Source organism: Rhizobium sp. WSM1274 (assembly GCF_025200775.1).
Taxonomy (GTDB): domain Bacteria; phylum Pseudomonadota; class Alphaproteobacteria; order Rhizobiales; family Rhizobiaceae; genus Rhizobium; species Rhizobium leguminosarum_I.
In genome coordinates, this window is the sequence record NZ_CP104138.1 from 4327836 (window position 1) to 4348045 (window position 20210).

At 61.0% G+C, this 20210-nt stretch carries 22 protein-coding genes and 1 tRNA gene; 10 read left to right on the top strand and 13 right to left on the bottom strand.

Annotated elements, in window-relative coordinates; all coding sequences use genetic code 11:
- Positions 1 to 24 precede the first annotated feature (24 nt).
- From rplS to N2600_RS21460, 6 genes are all read left to right on the top strand, one after another.
- The gene (gene rplS / locus N2600_RS21435; RefSeq protein WP_017989740.1) at positions 25 to 564 is read left to right on the top strand and encodes a 50S ribosomal protein L19; all 540 of its coding nucleotides are present in this window, start codon (positions 25 to 27) and stop codon (positions 562 to 564) included.
- A gap of 145 nt (positions 565 to 709) precedes the next feature.
- A complete protein-coding gene (locus N2600_RS21440; RefSeq protein WP_170263020.1) occupies positions 710 to 1507 on the top strand; it encodes a basic amino acid ABC transporter substrate-binding protein in 798 nt (265 codons plus the stop codon).
- 16 nt (positions 1508 to 1523) lie between these two features.
- Positions 1524 to 2336 (top strand): amino acid ABC transporter permease, encoded by an 813-nt coding sequence (locus tag N2600_RS21445; protein WP_029870889.1) that lies wholly within the window; start codon positions 1524 to 1526, stop codon positions 2334 to 2336.
- Positions 2318 to 2545 carry a hypothetical protein gene (locus N2600_RS21450; protein WP_170257029.1) on the top strand — a complete coding sequence of 76 codons (228 nt, stop codon included), beginning with the start codon at positions 2318 to 2320 and terminating at the stop codon, positions 2543 to 2545. Before N2600_RS21445 ends, N2600_RS21450 begins: the two co-directional genes overlap by 19 nt.
- A gap of 74 nt (positions 2546 to 2619) precedes the next feature.
- Complete coding sequence (leuC, locus tag N2600_RS21455) at positions 2620 to 4029, top strand: 3-isopropylmalate dehydratase large subunit (RefSeq protein WP_170263019.1); 1410 nt, start codon at positions 2620 to 2622, stop codon at positions 4027 to 4029.
- A 455-nt stretch (positions 4030 to 4484) separates the two neighbouring features.
- The gene (locus N2600_RS21460) at positions 4485 to 4832 is read left to right on the top strand and encodes a cell surface protein (protein ID WP_246726233.1); all 348 of its coding nucleotides are present in this window, start codon (positions 4485 to 4487) and stop codon (positions 4830 to 4832) included.
- A 78-nt stretch (positions 4833 to 4910) separates the two neighbouring features.
- Here the strand turns inward: N2600_RS21460 and N2600_RS21465 are convergent, their stop codons facing one another.
- Both N2600_RS21465 and N2600_RS21470 read right to left on the bottom strand, forming a co-directional pair.
- Complete coding sequence (locus N2600_RS21465) at positions 4911 to 5741, bottom strand: aldo/keto reductase (RefSeq protein WP_260297337.1); 831 nt, start codon at positions 5739 to 5741, stop codon at positions 4911 to 4913.
- Positions 5742 to 5873: 132 nt separating this feature from the next.
- Positions 5874 to 6392, bottom strand: coding sequence for a L,D-transpeptidase family protein (locus N2600_RS21470; protein WP_170263017.1), 519 nt, complete (start codon positions 6390 to 6392; stop codon positions 5874 to 5876).
- A gap of 167 nt (positions 6393 to 6559) precedes the next feature.
- Between N2600_RS21470 and N2600_RS21475 the strand changes: the two genes are divergently transcribed.
- A complete protein-coding gene (locus N2600_RS21475; RefSeq protein ID WP_017966170.1) occupies positions 6560 to 7243 on the top strand; it encodes a response regulator transcription factor in 684 nt (227 codons plus the stop codon).
- A 137-nt stretch (positions 7244 to 7380) separates the two neighbouring features.
- On the top strand, positions 7381 to 7836 hold the full coding sequence (locus N2600_RS21480) for a cyclic nucleotide-binding domain-containing protein (RefSeq protein WP_170263016.1): 456 nt from the start codon (positions 7381 to 7383) through the stop codon (positions 7834 to 7836).
- A 30-nt stretch (positions 7837 to 7866) separates the two neighbouring features.
- On the opposite strand, the gene N2600_RS21485 is transcribed toward N2600_RS21480, so the two are convergent.
- From N2600_RS21485 to tesB, 6 genes are all read right to left on the bottom strand, one after another.
- A complete protein-coding gene (locus N2600_RS21485; protein WP_017966168.1) occupies positions 7867 to 8670 on the bottom strand; it encodes an exodeoxyribonuclease III in 804 nt (267 codons plus the stop codon).
- Positions 8671 to 8816: 146 nt separating this feature from the next.
- Entirely contained in the window at positions 8817 to 9485 is a 669-nt protein-coding gene (locus N2600_RS21490; protein ID WP_170263015.1) for an outer membrane lipoprotein carrier protein LolA, read from the bottom strand.
- A gap of 139 nt (positions 9486 to 9624) precedes the next feature.
- A complete protein-coding gene (locus N2600_RS21495; RefSeq protein WP_170263014.1) occupies positions 9625 to 12315 on the bottom strand; it encodes an FtsK/SpoIIIE family DNA translocase in 2691 nt (896 codons plus the stop codon).
- A gap of 252 nt (positions 12316 to 12567) precedes the next feature.
- Positions 12568 to 13995: an ammonium transporter gene (locus tag N2600_RS21500; RefSeq protein ID WP_017966165.1), complete on the bottom strand. Its 1428-nt coding sequence runs from the start codon at positions 13993 to 13995 to the stop codon at positions 12568 to 12570.
- A 27-nt stretch (positions 13996 to 14022) separates the two neighbouring features.
- A complete protein-coding gene (locus N2600_RS21505; RefSeq protein WP_003543684.1) occupies positions 14023 to 14373 on the bottom strand; it encodes a P-II family nitrogen regulator in 351 nt (116 codons plus the stop codon).
- Between the two features lie 211 nt (positions 14374 to 14584).
- Positions 14585 to 15469: an acyl-CoA thioesterase II gene (tesB, locus tag N2600_RS21510; protein ID WP_260297338.1), complete on the bottom strand. Its 885-nt coding sequence runs from the start codon at positions 15467 to 15469 to the stop codon at positions 14585 to 14587.
- Between the two features lie 83 nt (positions 15470 to 15552).
- Here tesB and N2600_RS21515 point away from each other — a divergent pair, with 83 nt between their 5' ends.
- Positions 15553 to 16767, top strand: a complete 1215-nt coding sequence (locus N2600_RS21515) for a ubiquinone biosynthesis hydroxylase (RefSeq protein ID WP_170263012.1) — start codon at positions 15553 to 15555, stop codon at positions 16765 to 16767.
- Positions 16768 to 16839: 72 nt separating this feature from the next.
- On the opposite strand, the gene N2600_RS21520 is transcribed toward N2600_RS21515, so the two are convergent.
- The 4 genes from N2600_RS21520 to N2600_RS21535 all read right to left on the bottom strand — a co-directional run bounded on the left by N2600_RS21520 (position 16840) and on the right by N2600_RS21535 (position 19492).
- A complete protein-coding gene (locus tag N2600_RS21520; protein ID WP_017966162.1) occupies positions 16840 to 17028 on the bottom strand; it encodes a Trm112 family protein in 189 nt (62 codons plus the stop codon).
- A 9-nt stretch (positions 17029 to 17037) separates the two neighbouring features.
- Positions 17038 to 17724, bottom strand: coding sequence for an LON peptidase substrate-binding domain-containing protein (locus N2600_RS21525; protein WP_017966161.1), 687 nt, complete (start codon positions 17722 to 17724; stop codon positions 17038 to 17040).
- Positions 17725 to 17847: 123 nt separating this feature from the next.
- Positions 17848 to 18822, bottom strand: coding sequence for a thioredoxin (gene trxA, locus N2600_RS21530; RefSeq protein WP_260109662.1), 975 nt, complete (start codon positions 18820 to 18822; stop codon positions 17848 to 17850).
- A gap of 160 nt (positions 18823 to 18982) precedes the next feature.
- A complete protein-coding gene (locus tag N2600_RS21535) occupies positions 18983 to 19492 on the bottom strand; it encodes a prolyl-tRNA synthetase associated domain-containing protein (RefSeq protein WP_260109663.1) in 510 nt (169 codons plus the stop codon).
- Between the two features lie 257 nt (positions 19493 to 19749).
- Between N2600_RS21535 and N2600_RS21540 the strand changes: the two genes are divergently transcribed.
- A tRNA-Gly gene (locus N2600_RS21540) sits at positions 19750 to 19824 on the top strand.
- Positions 19825 to 19967: 143 nt separating this feature from the next.
- Here N2600_RS21540 and N2600_RS21545 read toward each other — a convergent pair.
- Entirely contained in the window at positions 19968 to 20210 is a 243-nt protein-coding gene (locus N2600_RS21545) for a DUF6680 family protein (RefSeq protein WP_162115071.1), read from the bottom strand.

Genomic DNA, 20210 nt, shown 5'->3' on the forward strand with positions numbered 1-20210 from the left:
TCAGAAGAACCAAGGGTTAAGACGATGAACATCATTCAGCAGCTTGAGGCCGAACAGGCCGCCAAGATCGAAGCCAAGCGCACGCTTCCCGAATTTTCCCCGGGCGACACCGTCCGCGTCAACGTGAAGGTCACGGAAGGCACCCGTACCCGCGTTCAGGCCTATGAAGGCGTCTGCATCGCCCGCTCCGGCGGCGGCCTGCAGGAAAACTTCACGGTCCGCAAGATCTCCTACGGCGAAGGTGTCGAGCGCGTATTCCCGGTCTACTCGCCGATGATCGAAAGCGTCGACGTCGTTCGTCGCGGTAAGGTCCGTCGCGCCAAGCTTTATTACCTGCGCGACCGTCGCGGCAAGTCTGCCCGTATTGTTGAAGACACCGGCGTCCGCGCCCGCAAGCTCAACGATGCCGAGCGCGCCGCCATTGCCGAGGAAAAGGCACGTATCGAAGCTGAAAAGGTTGCAGCCGCCCAGGCGCTCGCCGCCGAGAAGGCAGCAGCAGAAGCAGCAGAAGCCAAGGCCGCTGCTGAAGCGGCCGCCGCTGCAGCGGAACCGGCAGCAGAATAAGATCTGCGCTAGGCAAAATTCTTTGCTTGGAAAGGCGGCCTTCGGGTCGCCTTTTCTATTTTTTGCTGGGGCACGCCGTGGGCGGCCTTGCCTCAGGCCTATCTTCCGTGACAGTTTTTGCCGTTCAATTTTGGGGAACCGTTCAATGTTGTTTCGTCGTACCGTTCTTGCGAGCTTCGCCGCGCTTGCTCTTCTGCCCCTGGCCGCATCGGCCACCGAGCTGCCTGATCTCGGCGGCAAGAGCGTCGTCGTCGTCACCGAGAATGCCTATCCGCCGCTGCAATTCGTCGATCCGAAATCCGGCAAGGCGATCGGCTGGGAATATGATGCGATGAACGAGATCGCGAAGCGGCTGAATTTCAAGGTGGAATACCAGAACACCAGCTGGGACGCGATGATCCAGGCGGTTTCCGACGGCCAGTACAACATCGGCATGACCGGCATCACTATCAAGGAAGACCGCAAGCAGAAGGTGGATTTCTCCGATCCCTATATGCGCTCGCAACAGTTCATGCTGGTGCGCGGCGACGAGAAACGCTTCACCGACGCCAAGTCCTTCGGCGAATTCAAGGATGGCCTGGTCGGCGCGCAGCCCGGCACCACGCCCTTCTACACCGCCGTCTACGAAGTGCTGGATGGCAACGAGCAGAACCCGCGCATCAAGCTCTTCGAAACCTTCGGCGCCACCGTCCAGGCCCTGAAGGCTGGCGATGTCGACGTCGTGCTGACCGACGGCACCGCCGGAAAGGGTTATGTCGATGCCTCGAACGGCGCCCTCAAGCTGATCGGCGAACCGCTCGGCACCGAAGATTTCGGCTTCATCTTCCCGAAAGGGTCCGACCTTGTCGCCCCGGTCAATGCCGCCATCGCCGCGCTCAAGGCCGACGGCACGCTCGATGCGCTGAACAAGAAGTGGTTCCTCGACTACAAGATGGGCGAATGACGCCGAGCAACTGCTGATGGCCCTGCGACCATCGCCCGACAGACACGTCAAGGACGACTATCCCTGGTGGCTGGTCGCCCTCGTCACGATCGGCATCGTCCTTGCCGCCGTCATCGTCGCCAACGATATATACGCCCAGGTCTTCCGCACCGTCGTCAACGGTGTCGGCGTCACCGTCTTCGTCACGCTGGTCGCCTTCGTGCTCGCCACCGTGCTCGGCCTCGGCATCTGCCTGCTCGGCATGGCCGACAGCCAGGTGTTGCGTCAGATCGCGCGATTCTACATCGAGATCATCCGCGGCATACCGATTCTCGTGCTGCTGTTCTACGTCGCCTTCGTCGGCGCGCCGGCTCTGGTCGCAGCCTATAATTTCCTGATTTCGCCGCTGGTGACATCAGGTATGGCCGAGCCCATCCTGGTGCGCGACCTGTCGCTGATGTGGCGAGCGATCATCGCCCTGACGGTCGGTTATTCCTCCTTCATCGCCGAAATCTTCCGGGCCGGTTTCCAGTCGGTCGATCTCGGCCAGATCGAGGCGGCCAAGGCCCTCGGTCTCTCGCGCTACCGGCGCTTCCGCTCCGTCGTCTTCCCGCAGGCGATCCGGGTAATCTTCCCGCCGCTCTCCAACGATTTCGTCTCGATGGTGAAGGATAGCTCGCTCGTCTCCGTGCTCGGCGTCGCCGACATCACCCAGATGGGCAAGGTCTATGCCGCCGGCTCCTTCCGCTTCTTCGAAACCTATTCGATCGTCACCTATATCTATCTGATCCTGACGATCGGCCTGTCGCTGGCGCTGCGGCGGACGGAGAAATGGATGAAGTCGCGGTAAGCGATCAATACCCGCCGCGCTGCCGACAGGCCGCAGAGCATCTGCTGATGATTCAAATTGAAGCCGCCGCGAAAAATCGCTATATGCAGGCCATGGAATCCAAGTTCAGATGCATTGGTGCGCATATTTTCGTGCTGCAGGATCATTATCGCCTGCCGGCACGGTTCTTTGCGTGTGTATCCGGCGCGCTCAACAGCCGACTTCGTTGATCGAATGACGGCCAGCGGAGCCTGATCCGCCATTTCTCGATTTTCAAAAGCTTCCAAAAAACGGACTTAACGCCATGAGCGCACCGCGTACCCTCTACGACAAGATCTGGGACGATCATCTGGTCGACGAACAGCCGGACGGCACCTGTCTTCTCTACATCGACCGCCACCTGGTCCACGAAGTCACCTCGCCGCAGGCTTTCGAAGGCCTGCGCATGACCGGTCGCAAGGTTCGCGCGCCGGAAAAGACGCTCGCCGTCGTCGACCATAACGTTCCGACCTCGCCCGATCGCCATCTCGGCATCAAGAACGAGGAAAGCCGCATTCAGGTGGAAGCGCTGGCCACCAATGCCGCCGAATTCGGCGTCGAATATTATTCGGCAAGCGACAAGCGCCAGGGCATCGTCCACATCGTCGGCCCGGAACAGGGCTTCACCCTGCCCGGCATGACCATCGTCTGCGGCGACAGCCACACGTCGACGCACGGCGCCTTCGGCGCGCTGGCACACGGCATCGGCACCTCCGAGGTCGAGCATGTTCTGGCGACCCAGACGCTGATCCAGAAGAAGGCGAAGAACATGCTGGTGCGGGTCGACGGCCTGCTTCCGCCGCACGTCACCGCCAAGGACATCATCCTTGCCATCATCGGCGAAATCGGCACCGCCGGCGGCACCGGCCACGTCATCGAATTTGCCGGCGAAGCGATCCGCGCGCTGTCGATGGAAGGCCGCATGACCGTCTGCAACATGACCATCGAAGGCGGCGCCCGCGCCGGCCTGATCGCCCCTGACGAAAAGACCTTCGAATATATCAAGGGCAAACCGCGCGCGCCGAAGGGCGAGGCGCTGGAGCAGGCAATCGCCTATTGGAAGACGCTGCAGACCGACGAGGGCGCTCATTACGACCGCGTCGTCGTGCTCGATGCCGCCAGCCTGCCGCCGATCGTTTCCTGGGGCTCCTCGCCCGAGGATGTCATCTCTGTCCAGGGCATCGTTCCGAACCCCGACGACATTCCGGACGAAACCAAACGCACCTCCAAGTGGCGCGCGCTCGACTATATGGGCCTGAAGCCGGGCACGAAGATGACCGACATCACCCTTGACCGCGTCTTCATCGGCTCCTGCACCAACGGCCGCATCGAGGATCTGCGCGAAGTCGCCAAGGTCGTCGAAGGCAAGACGGTTGCCTCAACCGTCGACGCGATGATTGTGCCGGGTTCCGGCCTCGTCAAGAAACAGGCGGAAGCCGAAGGCCTCGACAAGATCTTCAAGGCCGCCGGTTTCGACTGGCGCGAGCCGGGTTGCTCCATGTGCCTTGCGATGAACGACGACCGCCTGAAGCCGGGCGAACGCTGCGCTTCGACCTCGAACCGCAACTTCGAAGGCCGCCAGGGCTTCAAGGGCCGCACGCACCTCGTCTCGCCGGCAATGGCCGCCGCAGCCGCGATCGCCGGGCACTTCGTCGATATCCGCGAGTGGAACTGATCTGATCCGGTAACGGATAGGATTGAAAGCCGCCCGATGCGCATCGGGCGGCTTTGCATTTATGGCGTCTGTCGCTTCGGCGCCCAGATTGCGACCTGCACAGCCCCGCGCCTTCGCCGGCGCGCAAAGAGCTCTGCAGCCCCCTGAATTGCTGCACCAAAGCGCGCGTCGCGATCTCTCAGATTCGCTCCTCGCGCTTTAGGTCTTTGTTTTTACGCATGTTGTTGTCGCAAAACCGCAGCACAGTTTTGCGCGACATGCTCTAATTCCGTAAATTGCTTCCGATTTAACTCACTCGTGGCAGGCGAGCCCGTTTGTGCATCGCCGGCCTTCCCAATTTCATCCTTTCGGGCAATCGACATCGACAAAGTCCTATGGCCTCATCGATGATCAGGCGCGACACGCGACAGATAGCTTTCAGGCTTCGGCGAACACCGCGCCATCGGGGAAGCGCCATGAGGCAGAAATTAGTAGCGAGTTTACTGCGAGCCGGCCTGATCATATTCGCACCGCTGGCATCGATCGACGCCGTTGGCGCCGCGCCGATGCATCCAACCATACCGCCAGTCACAGTCGCCTCTGGCCAACTGCAACAGGTCGCGCAGAAGAAGGTACCACCGCTCAACGGATACCGCGGCTACAGCAGCGGTCGGCCCGGCTATATCAAAAGCGCAAACGGCTATTGGTATCCCTCACGCGCCTTCGACGACTATACCGGCTCAATTGGAAGACCGCGGAACCTAGGCAATAGCTGCAGTTACGGCTTCGCACCGACCAACGGATCGTCCAATTGCAATTATTGACTGAAGGCTGCATGCCTCCTTGATGCAACGGCCGCTACGGGCGATCTCACCTGCGCGGCCGCTCATTGGCTTGCTTAATCAGAAGGCTGCCGTCATCGGATCCGGTCCCATGCGGGCGCTGGCGCTGTCGAGTTTGGCGATCGCAGCCATATCATCGGCATCGAGTTTGAAGTCGAACACCTGGAAATTCTCCTCGATACGCGACGGCGTCACCGATTTCGGGATGACGACGAGGCCGGTGTCGATGTGCCAGCGAATGATGACCTGAGCCGGGGTCTTCTGATGCTTTTTGGCAATCTCACCAATAACAGTGTTCGAGATGAACTTGCCCTGGCCGAGCGGGCTCCAGGATTCGGTGGCGATACCAAGCTTCTTGTGAACCTCGTGCGCCGCCTTCTGCTGGAAATCGGGATGCAGTTCGATCTGGTTGATGACGGGAACGACGCCGGTCTCGCCGATGATGCGCTCGAGATGTTCAGGATAGAAATTCGACACGCCGATCGAGCGGGCGCGGCCCTCTTCCCGGATGCGGACGAAAGCCTTCCAGGTCTCCGTATAAAGGCCGCGATGCGGCGACGGCCAATGAATGAGATAGAGGTCGACATATTCGGAGCCGAGTTTCTTCAGGCTGCCGTCGAAGGCCCGCAGCGCATTGTCGTAGCCCTGGTCGTCGTTCCTGAGCTTGGTGGTGACGAAGATATCCCTGCGGTCGAGGCCGGAAGAGCGGATGCCTTCGCCGACGCCCTCTTCGTTGTCGTAACCGGAAGCGGTATCGATATGACGATAGCCGGCGGTGATCGCCGTGCGCACGGTGGGAGCAGCGATCTCCTGCGGCGTCTGCCAGACGCCGAGGCCGACCTGCGGCATGGAATGTCCGTCATGGAAAGTGATGATGGGTTGAGCGGTCACAATATATCTCCGGGAGTTTGACGAATTGGACGAGGCATGAATTGCGCCCGCACCTTCGGGGCGTCCCTGAACGCATCTCAGCCGGAGCGTTCGGTCACCGAAAACATATAGGCAGCCCCATCCGGAAGACAATCAGACGACGCGGACAATCGTTCCCTTTCGAAGGTGAGGCAGCAGGCGGCACATGTCGCGCAGGCTTATGGCCACGCAGCCCGCCGTCGGCTCGTAACCCGGCCTGATGAGATGGAAGAAGATCGCCGAACCGCAATTGCGTGCACGCGAGGAGATGTTCCAGTCCATCACCAGGCAGATATCGTAGAGCCCGTCGCTGCGCCGCATCTCCTCGTGGCTTGCGCCGAAGGGCGCCCTGACAAGGCGGTTGTAGCTGGCACTGTCGGACTGATCGCACCAGAGCATGTCGGAGCGGATGCGGCGGATGGCAAGCGGAGTGACGAGCCGGCCGTTCCGCTCGCCGCGCCGGAAGCCGGATATCAACCTCATCGAGGCGATCGGCGTGGCGCCGTCGCCCTCGCGTTTCATCACGGTGCGGCCGGAACGGCCGATCGCAGCAGGTATGGTGATGGCGCCGAGCCGGACGATTGCCCGGCTCTTATGCCCCGGCGCAGGACGCACCACCACCGTCGGCGTCATGCCCCGCCTCTGCCTTGCTTTTTCCATTTTTCTCGCATGTCGTGCCTTGTCTGGGGCTCCGATTGAAATCATATCAAAACCGACCCGGCAACAGCCCGCTGCCCGATCCTTGCCAAACCAGCAATTTGGCGTAGGACTAGGGAACTTAACATGAGGACGCAAACGGCATGACCGCACGCACCATTCTTCTGGTGGATGACGACGATGACCTTCGGCAGACGCTGACGGAGCAATTGTCGCTGTATGAGGAATTCACGGTTCTGCAGGAATCCAACGCCGGTAAAGGTGTCGCGACCGCCCGTTCGACGCCGATCGACCTGCTGATCATGGATGTCGGCCTGCCCGATATGGACGGCCGCGAGGCGGTGAAGCTGCTTCGCAAGGGCGGTTTCAAGGCGCCGATCATCATGCTGACCGGCCATGATACCGATTCAGACACGATCCTCGGCCTCGAAGCCGGCGCCAACGACTATGTCACCAAGCCCTTCCGCTTCGCCGTGCTGCTCGCCCGCATCCGCGTGCAGTTGCGCCAGCATGAGCAGAGCGAGGATGCGACCTTCACCGTCGGCCCCTACCTCTTCAAGCCGAGCCAGAAGCTGCTGACCACCGATAACGGTCAGAAGATCCGGCTGACGGAAAAGGAAGCGGCGATCATCCGCTATCTCTACCGCGCCGAACAGAAAGTCGTCACCCGCGACGTGCTGCTCGAAGAAGTCTGGGGCTATAATTCCGGCGTGACGACGCATACGCTGGAAACCCACGTCTACCGCCTGCGCCAGAAGATCGAGCGCGATCCCTCCAATGCCGAAATCCTCGTCACGGAAAACGGAGGCTATAAAATCATACCCTAGAGCATTTCCTTTTCTCCGAATCACGGAAATGCTCTATCTCTTTGTTTTCACGCAATTCCCGGCAAAAGCCTTTCACGCTTTGCCTGGCAAAACCGCTAGACACCTCTGCTGGAATTGCTCTAAGGCGAAAAGCCCGCATGGCGCTGACCGACGACATCCACATGCTCGCGCAGCTTCCTCTGTTCAAGGACATGAACGAGGATCAGCTGCGGTTGATCGCCTTCGGCGCCGACCGGCGCATGATCGCTGCCGGCCAGATGCTGTTTCGCCAGGGCTCACCGGCCGAGAGCGCCTATGTCATCCTCACCGGCAGCCTGGAGCTGCGCGCGACGAGCAGCGACGGCATGCAGAGAACAGAGGGGATCGCCGGTCCCGGAACTTTGGTTTCCGAGCTGGCGCTGGTGACGCTGGTGGAGCGCAAGTTCACCGCGGTAGCGCGCGAGGACACCAGCATCATCCGCATTACCCGCGCCCTCTTCCACCGGCTGATCGAAGAATATCCGGACGCAGCCCGGCTGATCGAGAACCGGATCCGCGATAATCTTGCCGAGCTTGCGGCAAAGGCCGCAAGCCAGTTCTACCGCTTCAGCTGATCCCGGTTAGAGCAGCTGAACCGCATCGTTCTAGAAATCGAAATGCGCCGTCACCGGCACGTGGTCGGAGGGACGATCCCAGCCGCGCGCCTCCTTCAGGATCTCGATCCGCTTCAGATGCGGCCCGAGATCCGACGACGACCAGATATGGTCGAGACGGCGGCCGCGATCGGCGGCCTCCCAGTCCTTGGCGCGATAGCTCCACCAAGTGTAGAGTTTCTCGTTTTCAGGCACATGCTGGCGCATGAGATCGAGCCAGGCGCCACGCTTCATCACCTCGAGCAGCCCTTCGGTTTCGACGGGCGTATGACTGACGATCTTCAGAAGCTGCTTGTGCGACCAGACATCGTGCTCCAGCGGCGCGATGTTGAGGTCGCCGACGAGAATTGACGACGTATTGGCCTCGCCATTGGCTTTCAGCAGCTTCATCTCCTCGATGAAATCGAGCTTGTGGCCGAATTTCGGATTGATCGTGCGATCCGGCTCGTCGCCGCCGGCCGGGACATAGAAATTATGCAGCCGGACGCGACGATTGCCGTATTCGAAGATCGCCGAGATGTGGCGGGCGTCGCCGACGCCGCAATAATCCTGCCGGTGATCCTCGGTCAACGGAATGCGCGAGGCGATCGCCACGCCGTGATAGCCTTTCTGGCCATGGATGATGATGTGATTGTAGCCCATGGCCCTGAGCGGTGCCGCCGGAAACAGATCGTTCGTCACCTTGGTTTCCTGCAGGCAGAGGATATCGGGCCTGTGCTTGAGAACGAGCTGCTCGACGATCGGCATGCGCAGCCGCACCGAGTTGATGTTCCAGGTGGTGATCGAAAAGCCCATGCCAATGCCCTTTCACGCCTAACGCGTATCGCGCAAACCGTGCAACGTTTTCACGCGATGCGCTTTCATGAAAGGGCTTTAGAACAAAGGCGGACGCGAGGGAACCGGCCGCATGTCAAAGCGGCCGGCGATCAACCGAAAAGCTCTCAGTCGCGCGACTGCGGCGTGCCGGGAATGGCCTCATAGGGCACGCGGAAGACGCGATCGTCGAACTGCATACCGGTTTTGACGTTGAAGATCATCACCGAAGTGTCCTTGCCCTGATTGTCGGTGATCGTCCACTGACGCAGGTCGTAGGTCTTCGGGTCGAACATCATGGTGATGGTCGAGTTTCCGAACACCGTATTGTTGCCGAGCGCGATCGTCGTCAGGTCGGACTCTTCCTTCACGCCCTTCACCATACCGGCCGAAAGGTCGATATGCTGCGCCAGGAGCAGGCTGAGCGGGGTCTTGGAGAGCGGATAGAGATCCCAGGTCTTGAGCTTCGTATTGCCGATGGCGACGTTCTTGCCGTCGGCGATCACCCGCATCGGCGACGGCTCGTCATAGTTGAAACGCAGCTTGCCGGGACGCTGGATATAGAACTTGCCGCCTGTCTGCTCGCCGCGCGGTCCGAACTGCACGAATTCACCCTGCATCGTCGTGACGCCGGAGAAATGATCGGCGATCGCCTGCGCCGTGCCGGAGGCGGGAGCTGCCGCCTGCGCATGAGCACCGAAGGGAATGGCGCTCCCCATCGCAGCAACGGCAAAGGCGCCGAGAAGGTCGCGGCGCGTTACCGTCAGGCCGGAGAGGAAGGTATCGGAGTGACTCATCTAAATCTCCTTTATGCGATCTGCATGCTGCCGAAAGGCGGCGTCTTCAAGGCGTTGCGATCGGCCTGCGAGAGGTAACGGCTTCGATGCTATCAGGTTTCCGCAAAAGCGGCCGTATTGGAAATATATGCCTGTTCTGTCAGCGGTCGAGGATGTCGCCTTCGGTGGGAACGAGGATCTCGCGTTTGCCGGCATGGTTGGCCGGTCCGATGATGCCCTCCTTCTCCATGCGCTCGACGAGCGAGGCGGCGCGGTTGTAGCCGATGCCGAGCCGGCGCTGGACGTAGGAGGTCGACGCCTTGCCGTCGCGCAGCACGATGGCGACCGCCTGGTCGTAGGGATCCTCCGATTCGGAAAGATTGGACGTGCCGGCCGGACCGCCGCCACCGCCGCCGTAATCGCCGTCTTCGTCGTCATCGGCGGTGATCGCATCGAGATATTGCGGCGAGCCCTGGGTCTTCAGGTAGGAGACGATCTCTTCCACCTCGACGTCAGAGACGAACGGGCCGTGCACGCGCTGGATACGCCCGCCGCCCGCCATGTAGAGCATGTCGCCCATGCCGAGCAGCTGCTCGGCGCCCTGCTCGCCGAGAATGGTGCGGCTGTCGATCTTCGAGGTCACCTGGAAGGAGATGCGGGTCGGGAAGTTCGCCTTGATCGTGCCGGTGATGACGTCGACTGACGGACGCTGTGTCGCCATGATCACGTGGATGCCGGCCGCACGCGCCATCTGCGCCAGACGCTGGACGGCGCCTTCGATGTCCTTGCCGGCGACCATCATCAGGTCGGCCATCTCGTCGATGATCACGACGATATATGGCATCGGCCGCAGATCGAATTCCTCGGTCTCGTACATCGCCTCGCCGGTGTGGCGATCGAAGCCGGTCTGCACCGTGCGCGAGATCGCCTCGCCCTTCGACAGCGCCTGCTCGACGCGGGTGTTGAAGCCGTCGATATTGCGCACGCCGATCTTCGACATTTTCTTGTAGCGCTCTTCCATCTCGCGCACCGTCCATTTGAGCGCGACGACGGCCTTTTTCGGATCGGTGACGACAGGCGAAAGCAGGTGCGGGATGCCGTCATAGACGGAGAGTTCGAGCATCTTCGGGTCGATCATGATCAGCCGGCACTGTTCCGGCGTCATGCGATAGAGCAGTGACAGGATCATCGTGTTGATGGCGACCGACTTGCCGGAACCGGTGGTGCCGGCGACGAGCAGATGCGGCATCTTGGCAAGATCGGCGATCACGGCTTCGCCGCCGATCGTCTTGCCGAGCGCCATGGCGAGCTTCGCCTTGCTGCCCTCGAAATCCCGGGAGGCGATAAGTTCGCGCAGATAGACGGTCTCGCGCGTCTGGTTCGGCAATTCGATGCCGATCGCGTTGCGGCCGGGCACGACGGCGACGCGGGCGGCAATCGCGCTCATCGAGCGGGCGATATCGTCGGCAAGGCCGATGACGCGCGACGACTTGATGCCGGGCGCCGGCTCCAGTTCGTAGAGCGTGACGACGGGACCGGGACGGACATGGATGATCTCGCCCTTGACGCCGAAATCTTCGAGCACGCCTTCGAGCATGCGGGCGTTCTGTTCCAGCGCATCGGCCGACAGCGTGGAGTCGCGCACGACGTTCTTCGGTTCTGCGAGCAGATGCATCGACGGAAGCTGGAAACCCTCGGGGCGGATGAACGAGCCCTGCGCCTCCCGCTCGATGCGGGCGCTGGGCTTCGGGCGTGCGACCACCGGGACGACGCGCGGTTCCGGCTTGCCGGCCGCCTTTGCCGGCGCGCGGATCATCCAGTCGTCGTCATCGTCGTCGGGCAGGATATCGGCCGGGCGCGGCGGCATGTCGTTATCGAAGGGCAGGTCGTCGTCATTGTCGTCGTCATCGATGGACAGCGACGGCGCGGAGACGATGCGCCGCGGCGAAGCCGTCCTTGGCCCCATTGATGGTTCCATCGACGGCTCCATGCGCTCGCCGCGGACGGTCGGCGCCTTGGCGCGAACGGGTTCGTTCAGCGTGCCGAACTCGTCATCGTTGAAATCATACGGTGATTCGTAATCGCCCTGGCGCCGCTTGCGCGGACCCATGCCGAAGAGCCGGCGCAGCCGGCCCTGGCTCATGTACCAGGCATGCGTCACGGCGCCGCTGAAAGCGACCCAGCGCGACTCGTCCTCCTCCTCGTCCTCGTCTCCGACGACGCGGGCCTTGCTTCTCGTATCGACGTAATCTTCCTCGACCTCCTCGTCGGCGTCGCTGCGGCCGACGAGGCCCGATGCAAAGAGCATCATCCAGGCGGTCGGCGCGGCAAAGATGCAGCCGACCACCATGGCGAAGGTGCCGGTGGGATAGGCGCCGACGAAGAGTGCGGGAAAACGCAGGATCATGTCGCCGACGACGCCGCCGATGCCGTTCGGAATCGGCCAGGTGAGCGGCGGCGGAAAACAGCCGATGACGGCGGAAGAGAGCACTGAACCGGCCAACCAGGCGCCGGCGCGGGCCGGAATGCGGCTGAAGCGGCGGCCAGAAATCAGCGTCAGCGCCCAGGCGACGATCGGCAGCATTGAAACGACGCTGGCAAGGCCGAGGAATTGCATGACGATATCGGCAAAGGCGGCACCGCTGTAACCGAGAATATTCGTCGGCAGGTTGGCAGTGGCATAGGAATAGCTCGGATCCGCAACATTCCAAGTCGCCAGCGCCGCGACGCAGAACGCCAGCAGCAGAAAGATCGCAAAGCCGATGAGCGCCTGGATCTGCCGCAGCATGAATGCCGAGAAGGAGAACCGATCCGGACGGCCATCCATTGCCGGCGACGTGCTTCTTGCCATGTGTCTAACCCGTCCAATGCCTGAGGACACGCGAATCGCTGAAGCTTCGCCGTGCCAAAATGCGTCCGCTCTACCTAATCAGAGCCGGGTTAAAGCGATGTTAACCATGCATAGCCGGACGACAATTCCGGACAGGGAAATGAAAAAGGCCCGAACCTTGAAAGGTCCGGGCGAAATGCGGTCTATGGCTCGAGATAGGCCGCGACGGGCCGTGAAGCGGCGCCCTTTTGCCGGGCGCCGCAAACCCTGTGATCAGGAAGAGTGGTAGGCGGCTTCGCCGTGGGTCGAAAGGTCGAGACCTTCGCGCTCGGCTTCGACGGTGACACGCAGGCCGATGACAACGTCGACGATCTTGTAGAGGATCGCCGAGCCGATACCCGACCACAGCAGCGTCGTCAGCACGCCCTTGGCCTGAGCCCAGACCTGGGTTGCCGTGCCGGCATAGGAGGCTGCGAAGTCGGCAGTCGAATAGTCGACGATGCCTGCACCGCCGAGCGCCGGGTTGACGAGGATACCGGTGCCAAGAGCGCCGATGATGCCGCCGACGCAATGGACGCCGAAGACATCAAGGCTGTCGTCGTAGTTGAACTTGTTCTTCACGACGTCGACGAAGAAGTAGCACACCGGCGAGACGATGAGGCCGAGAACGATTGCGCCCATCGGGCCGGCAAAGCCTGCCGCCGGGGTAATGGCGACGAGACCGGCAACCGCGCCGGAAGCGCCACCCAGCATCGAAGCCTTGCCGCGGGTGAGGGTTTCAACGATGCACCAGGACACAGCGGCGGCAGCCGTTGCGACGAAGGTGTTGATAAAGGCAAGCGAGGCGTAGGCATTGGCTTCGAGGTTGGAGCCGGCATTGAAGCCGAACCAGCCGACCCAGAGCAGCGAGGCGCCGACCATGGTCAGCGTCATCGAATGCGGAGCCATGATTTCCTTCTTATAGCCCGTGCGCTTGCCGAGCATGATGGCGCCGACGAGGCCCGCAATACCGGCATTGATGTGAACGACCGTGCCACCGGCAAAGTCGATTGCGCCGTAGGAGAAGATCAGGCCGGCCGGCGAGGTGTAGGAGCTCGGACCGCCCCAGAACCAGACCATGTGGGCCATCGGGAAGTAGATGAAGGTGACCCAGAGGACGACGAAGAGCATGACGGCCGAGAACTTGATGCGCTCGGCGAACGCGCCGACGATCAGGCCGGGCGTGATGCAGGCGAAGGTCATCTGGAACACGATGAAGGTGTATTCCGGAATGGCGACGCCCTTCGAGAAGGTTTCAGCGAGCGACGACGTGTTGACGCCGGCGAGGAACGCCTTGGAGAAGCCGCCGACGAAGCTGTTCAGCGAGCCGCCGTCGGTGAAGGCGAGCGAATAGCCGTAGGTCACCCAGATCAGCGCCACGACGGCCGTGATCATGAAGACCTGCATCAGCACCGAGAGCATGTTCTTGGCGCGGACGAGACCGCCGTAGAAAAGCGCAAGGCCGGGGATGGTCATCAGAAGGACGAGCGCCGAGGAGACGAGCATCCAGGTATTGTCACCCTTGTCCATGGTGAAAGCAGGAGCAGCAGCGGCGGTGGCAGCTGGTGCAGCCTCCTGCGCGAAAGCAACGGCCGGCGCCAGAAGGGCAGCCGTTGCTGCGCAAAGACGCGCAGAGGTGGAAGAAAACTTCGAAATTGACATTGGAAAAAGCTCCTTGATCTGCCGTTCTTACAGCGCTTCTGAATCGGTTTCGCCCGTACGGATGCGCACGGCATGGTCGATCGAATAGACGAAGATCTTGCCGTCACCGATCTGACCGGTCTTGGCCGATGCCGCGATGGCCTCGACCGCCCTGTCGACGAGTTCCGATGCAACCGCGATTTCGATCTTGAGCTTCGGCAGGAAGCTGACTGCATATTCGGTGCCGCGATAGATTTCGGTGTGCCCCTTCTGGCGCCCGTAGCCCTTCACTTCGGTTACAGTCAGCCCCTGAATGCCGATCGCCGTAAGGGCTTCGCGGACCTCATCGAGCTTGAACGGCTTGATAATGGCCATCACAATTTTCATCTGGTTTCCCATCCTTCGTTATCCTCGGCGCGGAGCCGACTCTCCTTGCCGCTGACGTTCCCGAACAGCGACCGGCGAATACACATTCAAGGGACGTGCCAGATTCGAGGCAAGATGTAAGTTGTTGAAAAGTAAAGGTTATAATAAAAAGCGCCAATAAACAGGCAAATGATCGGCCGATAAGCGCACAAATAACGCGCAAATTAAAAAAGTTGCACATTATTTATTCATTTGCCTTTTTCCGAATCAGACCTTCCTGCGTGACCGATGCGATCAGGCTACCCGAACGTGTAAATAGGCTACCCCGGGTTAATCCTCTGGCACCTGAAGCCGAGGGACTATCCTGAGTATAAAGCAGCCAGTCATCGAGTTTGCAGGGTCTGTGGAACCACATCGAGTGATCGAGGCTCGCCACCTGCAGGCTCTGGTCGAAGATGGACGTTCCGTGCGCATAGAGCGACGTATCGAGCAGCGTCATGTCCGAAAGATAGGCAAGCACCGCCGCTTGATAGAGCCGGTCGTCGGGAACCGGGCCGGTGGCGCGCACCCAGACGTCCTGTTTGGGATCGAGCTTCCTGTCGGAAAAATAATGCGTCAGCGAGACGGGACGAATCTCGATCGGCCGCTCACGCTGCCAGTATTTTCGGATCGCCTCCGGCGCATGGGCGAGATACTGTTCTTTGATCTGCTGCTCGCCGAGCAGCGCCTCCGGCATCTCGACTTCGGGCATCCCGATCTGGTGCTCGAAGCCCGGCTCCTCCACCTGGAAGGAGGCCGACAGCGCGAAGATCGCCTTGCCGTGCTGGATGGCGACGACACGCCTCGTATTGAAGCTCGATCCGTCGCGGATGCGCTCCGCCTGATAGATGATCGGCACCAAGGGATCGCCGGGCCGCATGAAATAGGCATGCAGCGAATGGACGAAACGCTCGCCCTCGATGGTGCGTTGCGCCGCCATCAGCGCCTGGCCGATCACCTGGCCGCCGAAGACCCGCTGCCAGCCGACCTTGGGGCTGCGGCCGCGGAAAATATCGACCTCGATCGGCTCGAGGTCGAGCGTCGAAAGCAGCGTCTCCATCGCCGAAGGCCCTGATGTCTCGCCCGTCATTTCTATGTCTCCCAGCGGTAGGAAGTGAAGTTGCGATGATCTATATAAAGCACATCTGAGGCATAAGGTACGGGAGCGGCGCGATGCTGGACATGCTGGTTGTGGGTGGGGGTTATGTCGGCCTTTCCGCCGCTGTCGCGGTCAAACAGGCCGCGCCGCATCTGAATGTCGCCGTCGTCGAGGCGGCTCCCGAACACGTCTGGAAAAACGATACGCGCGCTTCCGCCGTCATCGCGGCGGCGGCAAAGATGCTCGAGGTCTTCGGCATCTGGAACGAGATTGAACCGGAAGCTCAGCCGATCACCAAAATGATCGTCACCGACTCCAAGACCTCCGATCCGGTGCGTCCGGTTTTTCTGACCTTCGACGGCGAAGTCGCCGAAGGCCGGCCCTTCGCCCACATGATCCCGAATGTCGTGATGGTAGCAGCCCTGCGCGGTGCCTGCGACCGGCTCGGCATCGACATCCGCCACGGGCTCGGCGCCACGGAGCTGAAGACCCATGACACCCATGTCACCGTCACGCTTTCGGACGGCAGCGCGCTGGAAACCAAGCTATTGGTTGCCTGCGACGGCGTGCGCTCGACGCTGCGCGATCTCGCCGGCATCAGGACCGTTACCTGGGATTACGGCCAGTCCGGCATCGTTGCAACCGTCGAACACGAGCGGTCGCATGACGGCTGCGCCGAGGAACATTTCCTGCCGGCCGGCCCCTTCGCCATCCTGCCGCTGAAGAACAACCGCTCCTCGCTCGTCTGGACGGAGCGCACGCCGGATGCCAACCGGCTGGTCGCTGCCGACGACCTGATCTTCGAGGAAGAGCTCGAACGCCGCTTCGGCCACAAGCTTGGGAGCCTGAAAGTGATCGGCGACAAGCGCGCCTTCCCGCTCGGCCTGACGCTCGCCCGCTCCTTCGTCGCGCCGCGTTTCGCGCTGGCCGGCGACGCTGCCCATGGCATCCACCCGATTTCCGGTCAGGGCCTCAATCTCGGCTTCAAGGATGTGGCGGCACTGGCCGAAACCATCGTGGACGCCGATCGCCTCGGCCTCGATATCGGCTCGATTAACATTCTCGAGCGCTACCAGACCTGGCGGCGCTTCGACACGTTCCGCATGGGAGTGACGACCGACGTCTTGAACCGGCTCTTCTCCAACGACGCAACGCCGATCCGCATCGCCCGCGACGTCGGCCTCGGCATCGTCGACCGGCTGCCGCGCCTCAAAACCTTCTTCATCGGCCAGGCGGCCGGAACGACGGCGAAGCACAATCCGCGCCTGCTTGCCGGAGAGACAATTTAACCTTTGTTTTTACGCAATACCCGGCAAAAGCGCCTCGCGCCTTGCCTGGGAAAACCGCTTCCGAGAATTGCTTTAGTCGTCGAGGCGGCGGGCCTCGGATACCAGCATGATCGGAATGCCGTCTCGGATTGGATAGGCAAGCCGTGCCTTTTCCGAGACGAGCTCATTCTGCTCGCGATCATAGGAAAGCCGGCCCTTGGAGAGCGGGCAGACCAGGAGATCGAGCAGCTTGGGATCGACGCGGCTGAGTTTTTCATCCATGGCTGAAGTCTACTGCAGAACCGTGTCGGAGTCACCGAAGACGCGCGCCAGCACGATTTCGGTAATGGCGATCAGCGTCTCGGCCCGCGTCTTCAGATCCGGCGCCTCCAGCAGCGCCTGTTTTTCCGCCGGCCCGAAGGGCGACATCATCGCCAGCGAATTGACGAGCGTCAGATTGCTCGCCCGCTCGACGCTCTCCCAGTCCGCCTCCAGCTTGTTGGCATCGAGATAGTCCCTGAAGGCGGTGAGAAGCGCAGCGCGATCAACCGCCTCCTCCTCGTTTTCGGCCGAGAGGTCGGCGATGAATGGGGCGATACGGAAGATACGGAAGGGATCGTTGGTCGATTTCTCTTCCAGCAGCCGGAAGCGGCAGACGCCGGTCAGCGATACGATACAGCGCCCGTCGCCAGTCTCCGCGAAGGAGGTGATGCGGCCGAGGCAGCCGACAGCGGCAAGGTTGGGCTCGCCGCCCTTGTCCTCATGTTCGCCAAGCGCCGGCTGCACCATGCCGATCAGCCGGTTTCCGCTCAATGCTGCATCCAGCATCGCCAGATAGCGCGGCTCGAAAATGTTGAGGGGTAGCTGCCCGGCCGGCAGGAGGAGGGCGCCGGTCAGGGGGAAGACAGCGATCGCATCAGGCAGATCGCCCGGCTTCAGGTATCTGGCATTCCCGACTTGCATGAAACCGTCCCGCATTCTTGTAACGGGCATGCCCGTCTTGACGAGAATGTGGTGCCCTCGCCCGAAAACGCAAGGGCAGATGTTCGAAACTTAGCAGGATTCAGATTTTAGGCCGATCAGGCCTAAAATCGTCCTGATCTAGGAGAACAGCATCGCCGAAAGCTTGCGGCGCGCTGCAACCGTCGCTGGATCCTTAAAGCCCCAGACCTCGAAGAACTGCAGCAACTGGCGGCGGGCGCCATCATCGTCGAAGGCACGATCCTTGCGCATAATCTGAAGCAGATGGTCGGCCGCTTCGTCGCGCCGCCCTTCGACGTTGAGAATCTTGGCGAGCTTCAGCCGCGCCTCGTGATCATCGGGATTGGCGGCCAGTTCACGCTCGAGCGCAATGGGGTCGCCGAGCTTGCGGGCCTCCTCGATCTGCTCAAGTTTCTTCAGCACGGCCTGAATGCCGGTGTCTTTTGACAGCTCTTCCGGCAATTCCGTCAGTATGTCGCGAGCCCGCTGATGCTGGTTGTCGGCGATCATGCATTCGGCCATCCCGGCAAGCGCCTTGGCATTCTCGGGATCGGCCTGCATGACGGCGCCATAGAGCTGAGCGGCCTCGTCGATATTGCCGGCGGCAAGCAGTTCCGCCGCTTCCGCAAGCACCGCTTCGATTTCGGCCGCCTGGTCGGCGCCGGCCGGACCGGCGATCCGGTCGATGAACTGCTGGATCTGGCTTTCCGGCACCGCGCCCATGAAACCGTCGGCAGGACGGCCGTTGACGAAGGCGATGACGGCGGGAATCGACTGGATGCCGAGCTGACCGGCGATCGACGGATGGTCGTCGATGTTCATCTTGACCAGCCGGACACGGCCCTTGGCTTCGTTGACCACCTTTTCCAAGGCCGGCGTCAGTTGCTTGCACGGACCGCACCAGGGCGCCCAGAAATCGACCAGCACCGGCTGGCTGCGCGATGCCTCGATGACGTCCTTGGAAAAATTCGCGGTCGTCGTCTCCGTGATGTAGCTGCCGGCCGCAGCCGTGGGTTCCGGCGCAGCACCGAAGCTTGTGCTCGCCGTCATCTGATTTCCGAAGGAACCGCTATAGGGGTTGTCGCTGCCGCTCATAGGTATCTCCCGCCGCGCCGATCCTGCCGGCGTCTTTGCTAAAGCATGTCGCGCAAAACTGTGGTGCGGTTTTGCGATAAAGGCATGCGCAAAACCAGAGACTAAAGCGCGGCAAGCGAATCTGAAAGATCGCGACGCGCCTTAGCGCTAAAATCGTATGTCAGGACGTCACTTTCAAGACAAGCGGCTTATGTCCCGTCGCTTCCATGAAACGGATGAGATCGCTGCTCGCAATCGAGGTCGTCGCATCGTTGGACAGCGGATGGCAGTTGACGATCTCTTCGCGCATCAGATCGGCATCGAACACGAAGGTAACATTCTCCGCGGTATCGTTGATCGCGCCGAACGCCGTGACGGCCCCGGGGATGACGCCGAGATATTCCATCAGCTTTTCCGCCCTGCCGAAGGAAACCCGGCCGGACCCGCCGATCAAATTGTGCACCTGTTTGAGGTCCACCTCGGCATTTTCCTCCACCGTCAGCAAAAAATACCTGTCCTTCTTGTCTTTGACGAACAGGTTTTTGGTGTGACCGCCGGGGATTTCATCGCGAAGCGCCACCGATTCGGCGACAGTGAAGACCGGCGCATGGTCGACCGTCTTATGGGCAATGCCGAGCCCATCGAGAAAGGCAAACAATTCTTCTCTTGTCTTCGGGGCATTTTCGGACATGGGGCAATCCATTGGACAGGAAGGGAAAAAAGCGAGGCGTCCTGATTAAGTGTGTCCACATCGTTTGGCAATCTTTGCGACCGACGCTTTGCCCCGCATTTGCGGCCTTTCCACCGGGCGTCTGCGAACACCGGAATTTTTCTTCGCCTCTCCGTCATTTCCCTGTTGCATTTGAAAACCCGTTAGGCCATATAGCGCCGGTCGCCGCGAGGCGGCGCCCACGGTCCAACAACCTACCCCGGACCGATGCGGATTGAGCGGGTGTAGCTCAGGGGTAGAGCACAACCTTGCCAAGGTTGGGGTCGAGGGTTCGAATCCCTTCGCCCGCTCCAGTTTTTCAAATTTCCAGCAAGGATAGAAACGCCCGGCGGGCCTCTGTGGGTCTAGTTTTTTCATGGAACCAAAGAGGTACCGGGAGCCTTTCAAGGCTGATGGCGCTCCATCAGCCAGAACCAGGCCCACACCTCTACCATCGTCAGCCTTTCCACAGCCAGTTCGGATCGATCGCGGGCGCCGGTGGAAATGGATTGAAAACCGTCGGATTGATGAAATTTGTGACCGGTATCGGCCGCTTGTTTTCGAAGATTTCGATCAATAGGCCATGCAACCGTCTTATTGTTTCTTGATCGCTTGCCCACCCGCTTGGAGAGTAGGCCAATTCTTCGATTTCTTTTTTGTCTTGTGAAAAGCCGGTAGCCCGCGCGATAGCGTAGACCAA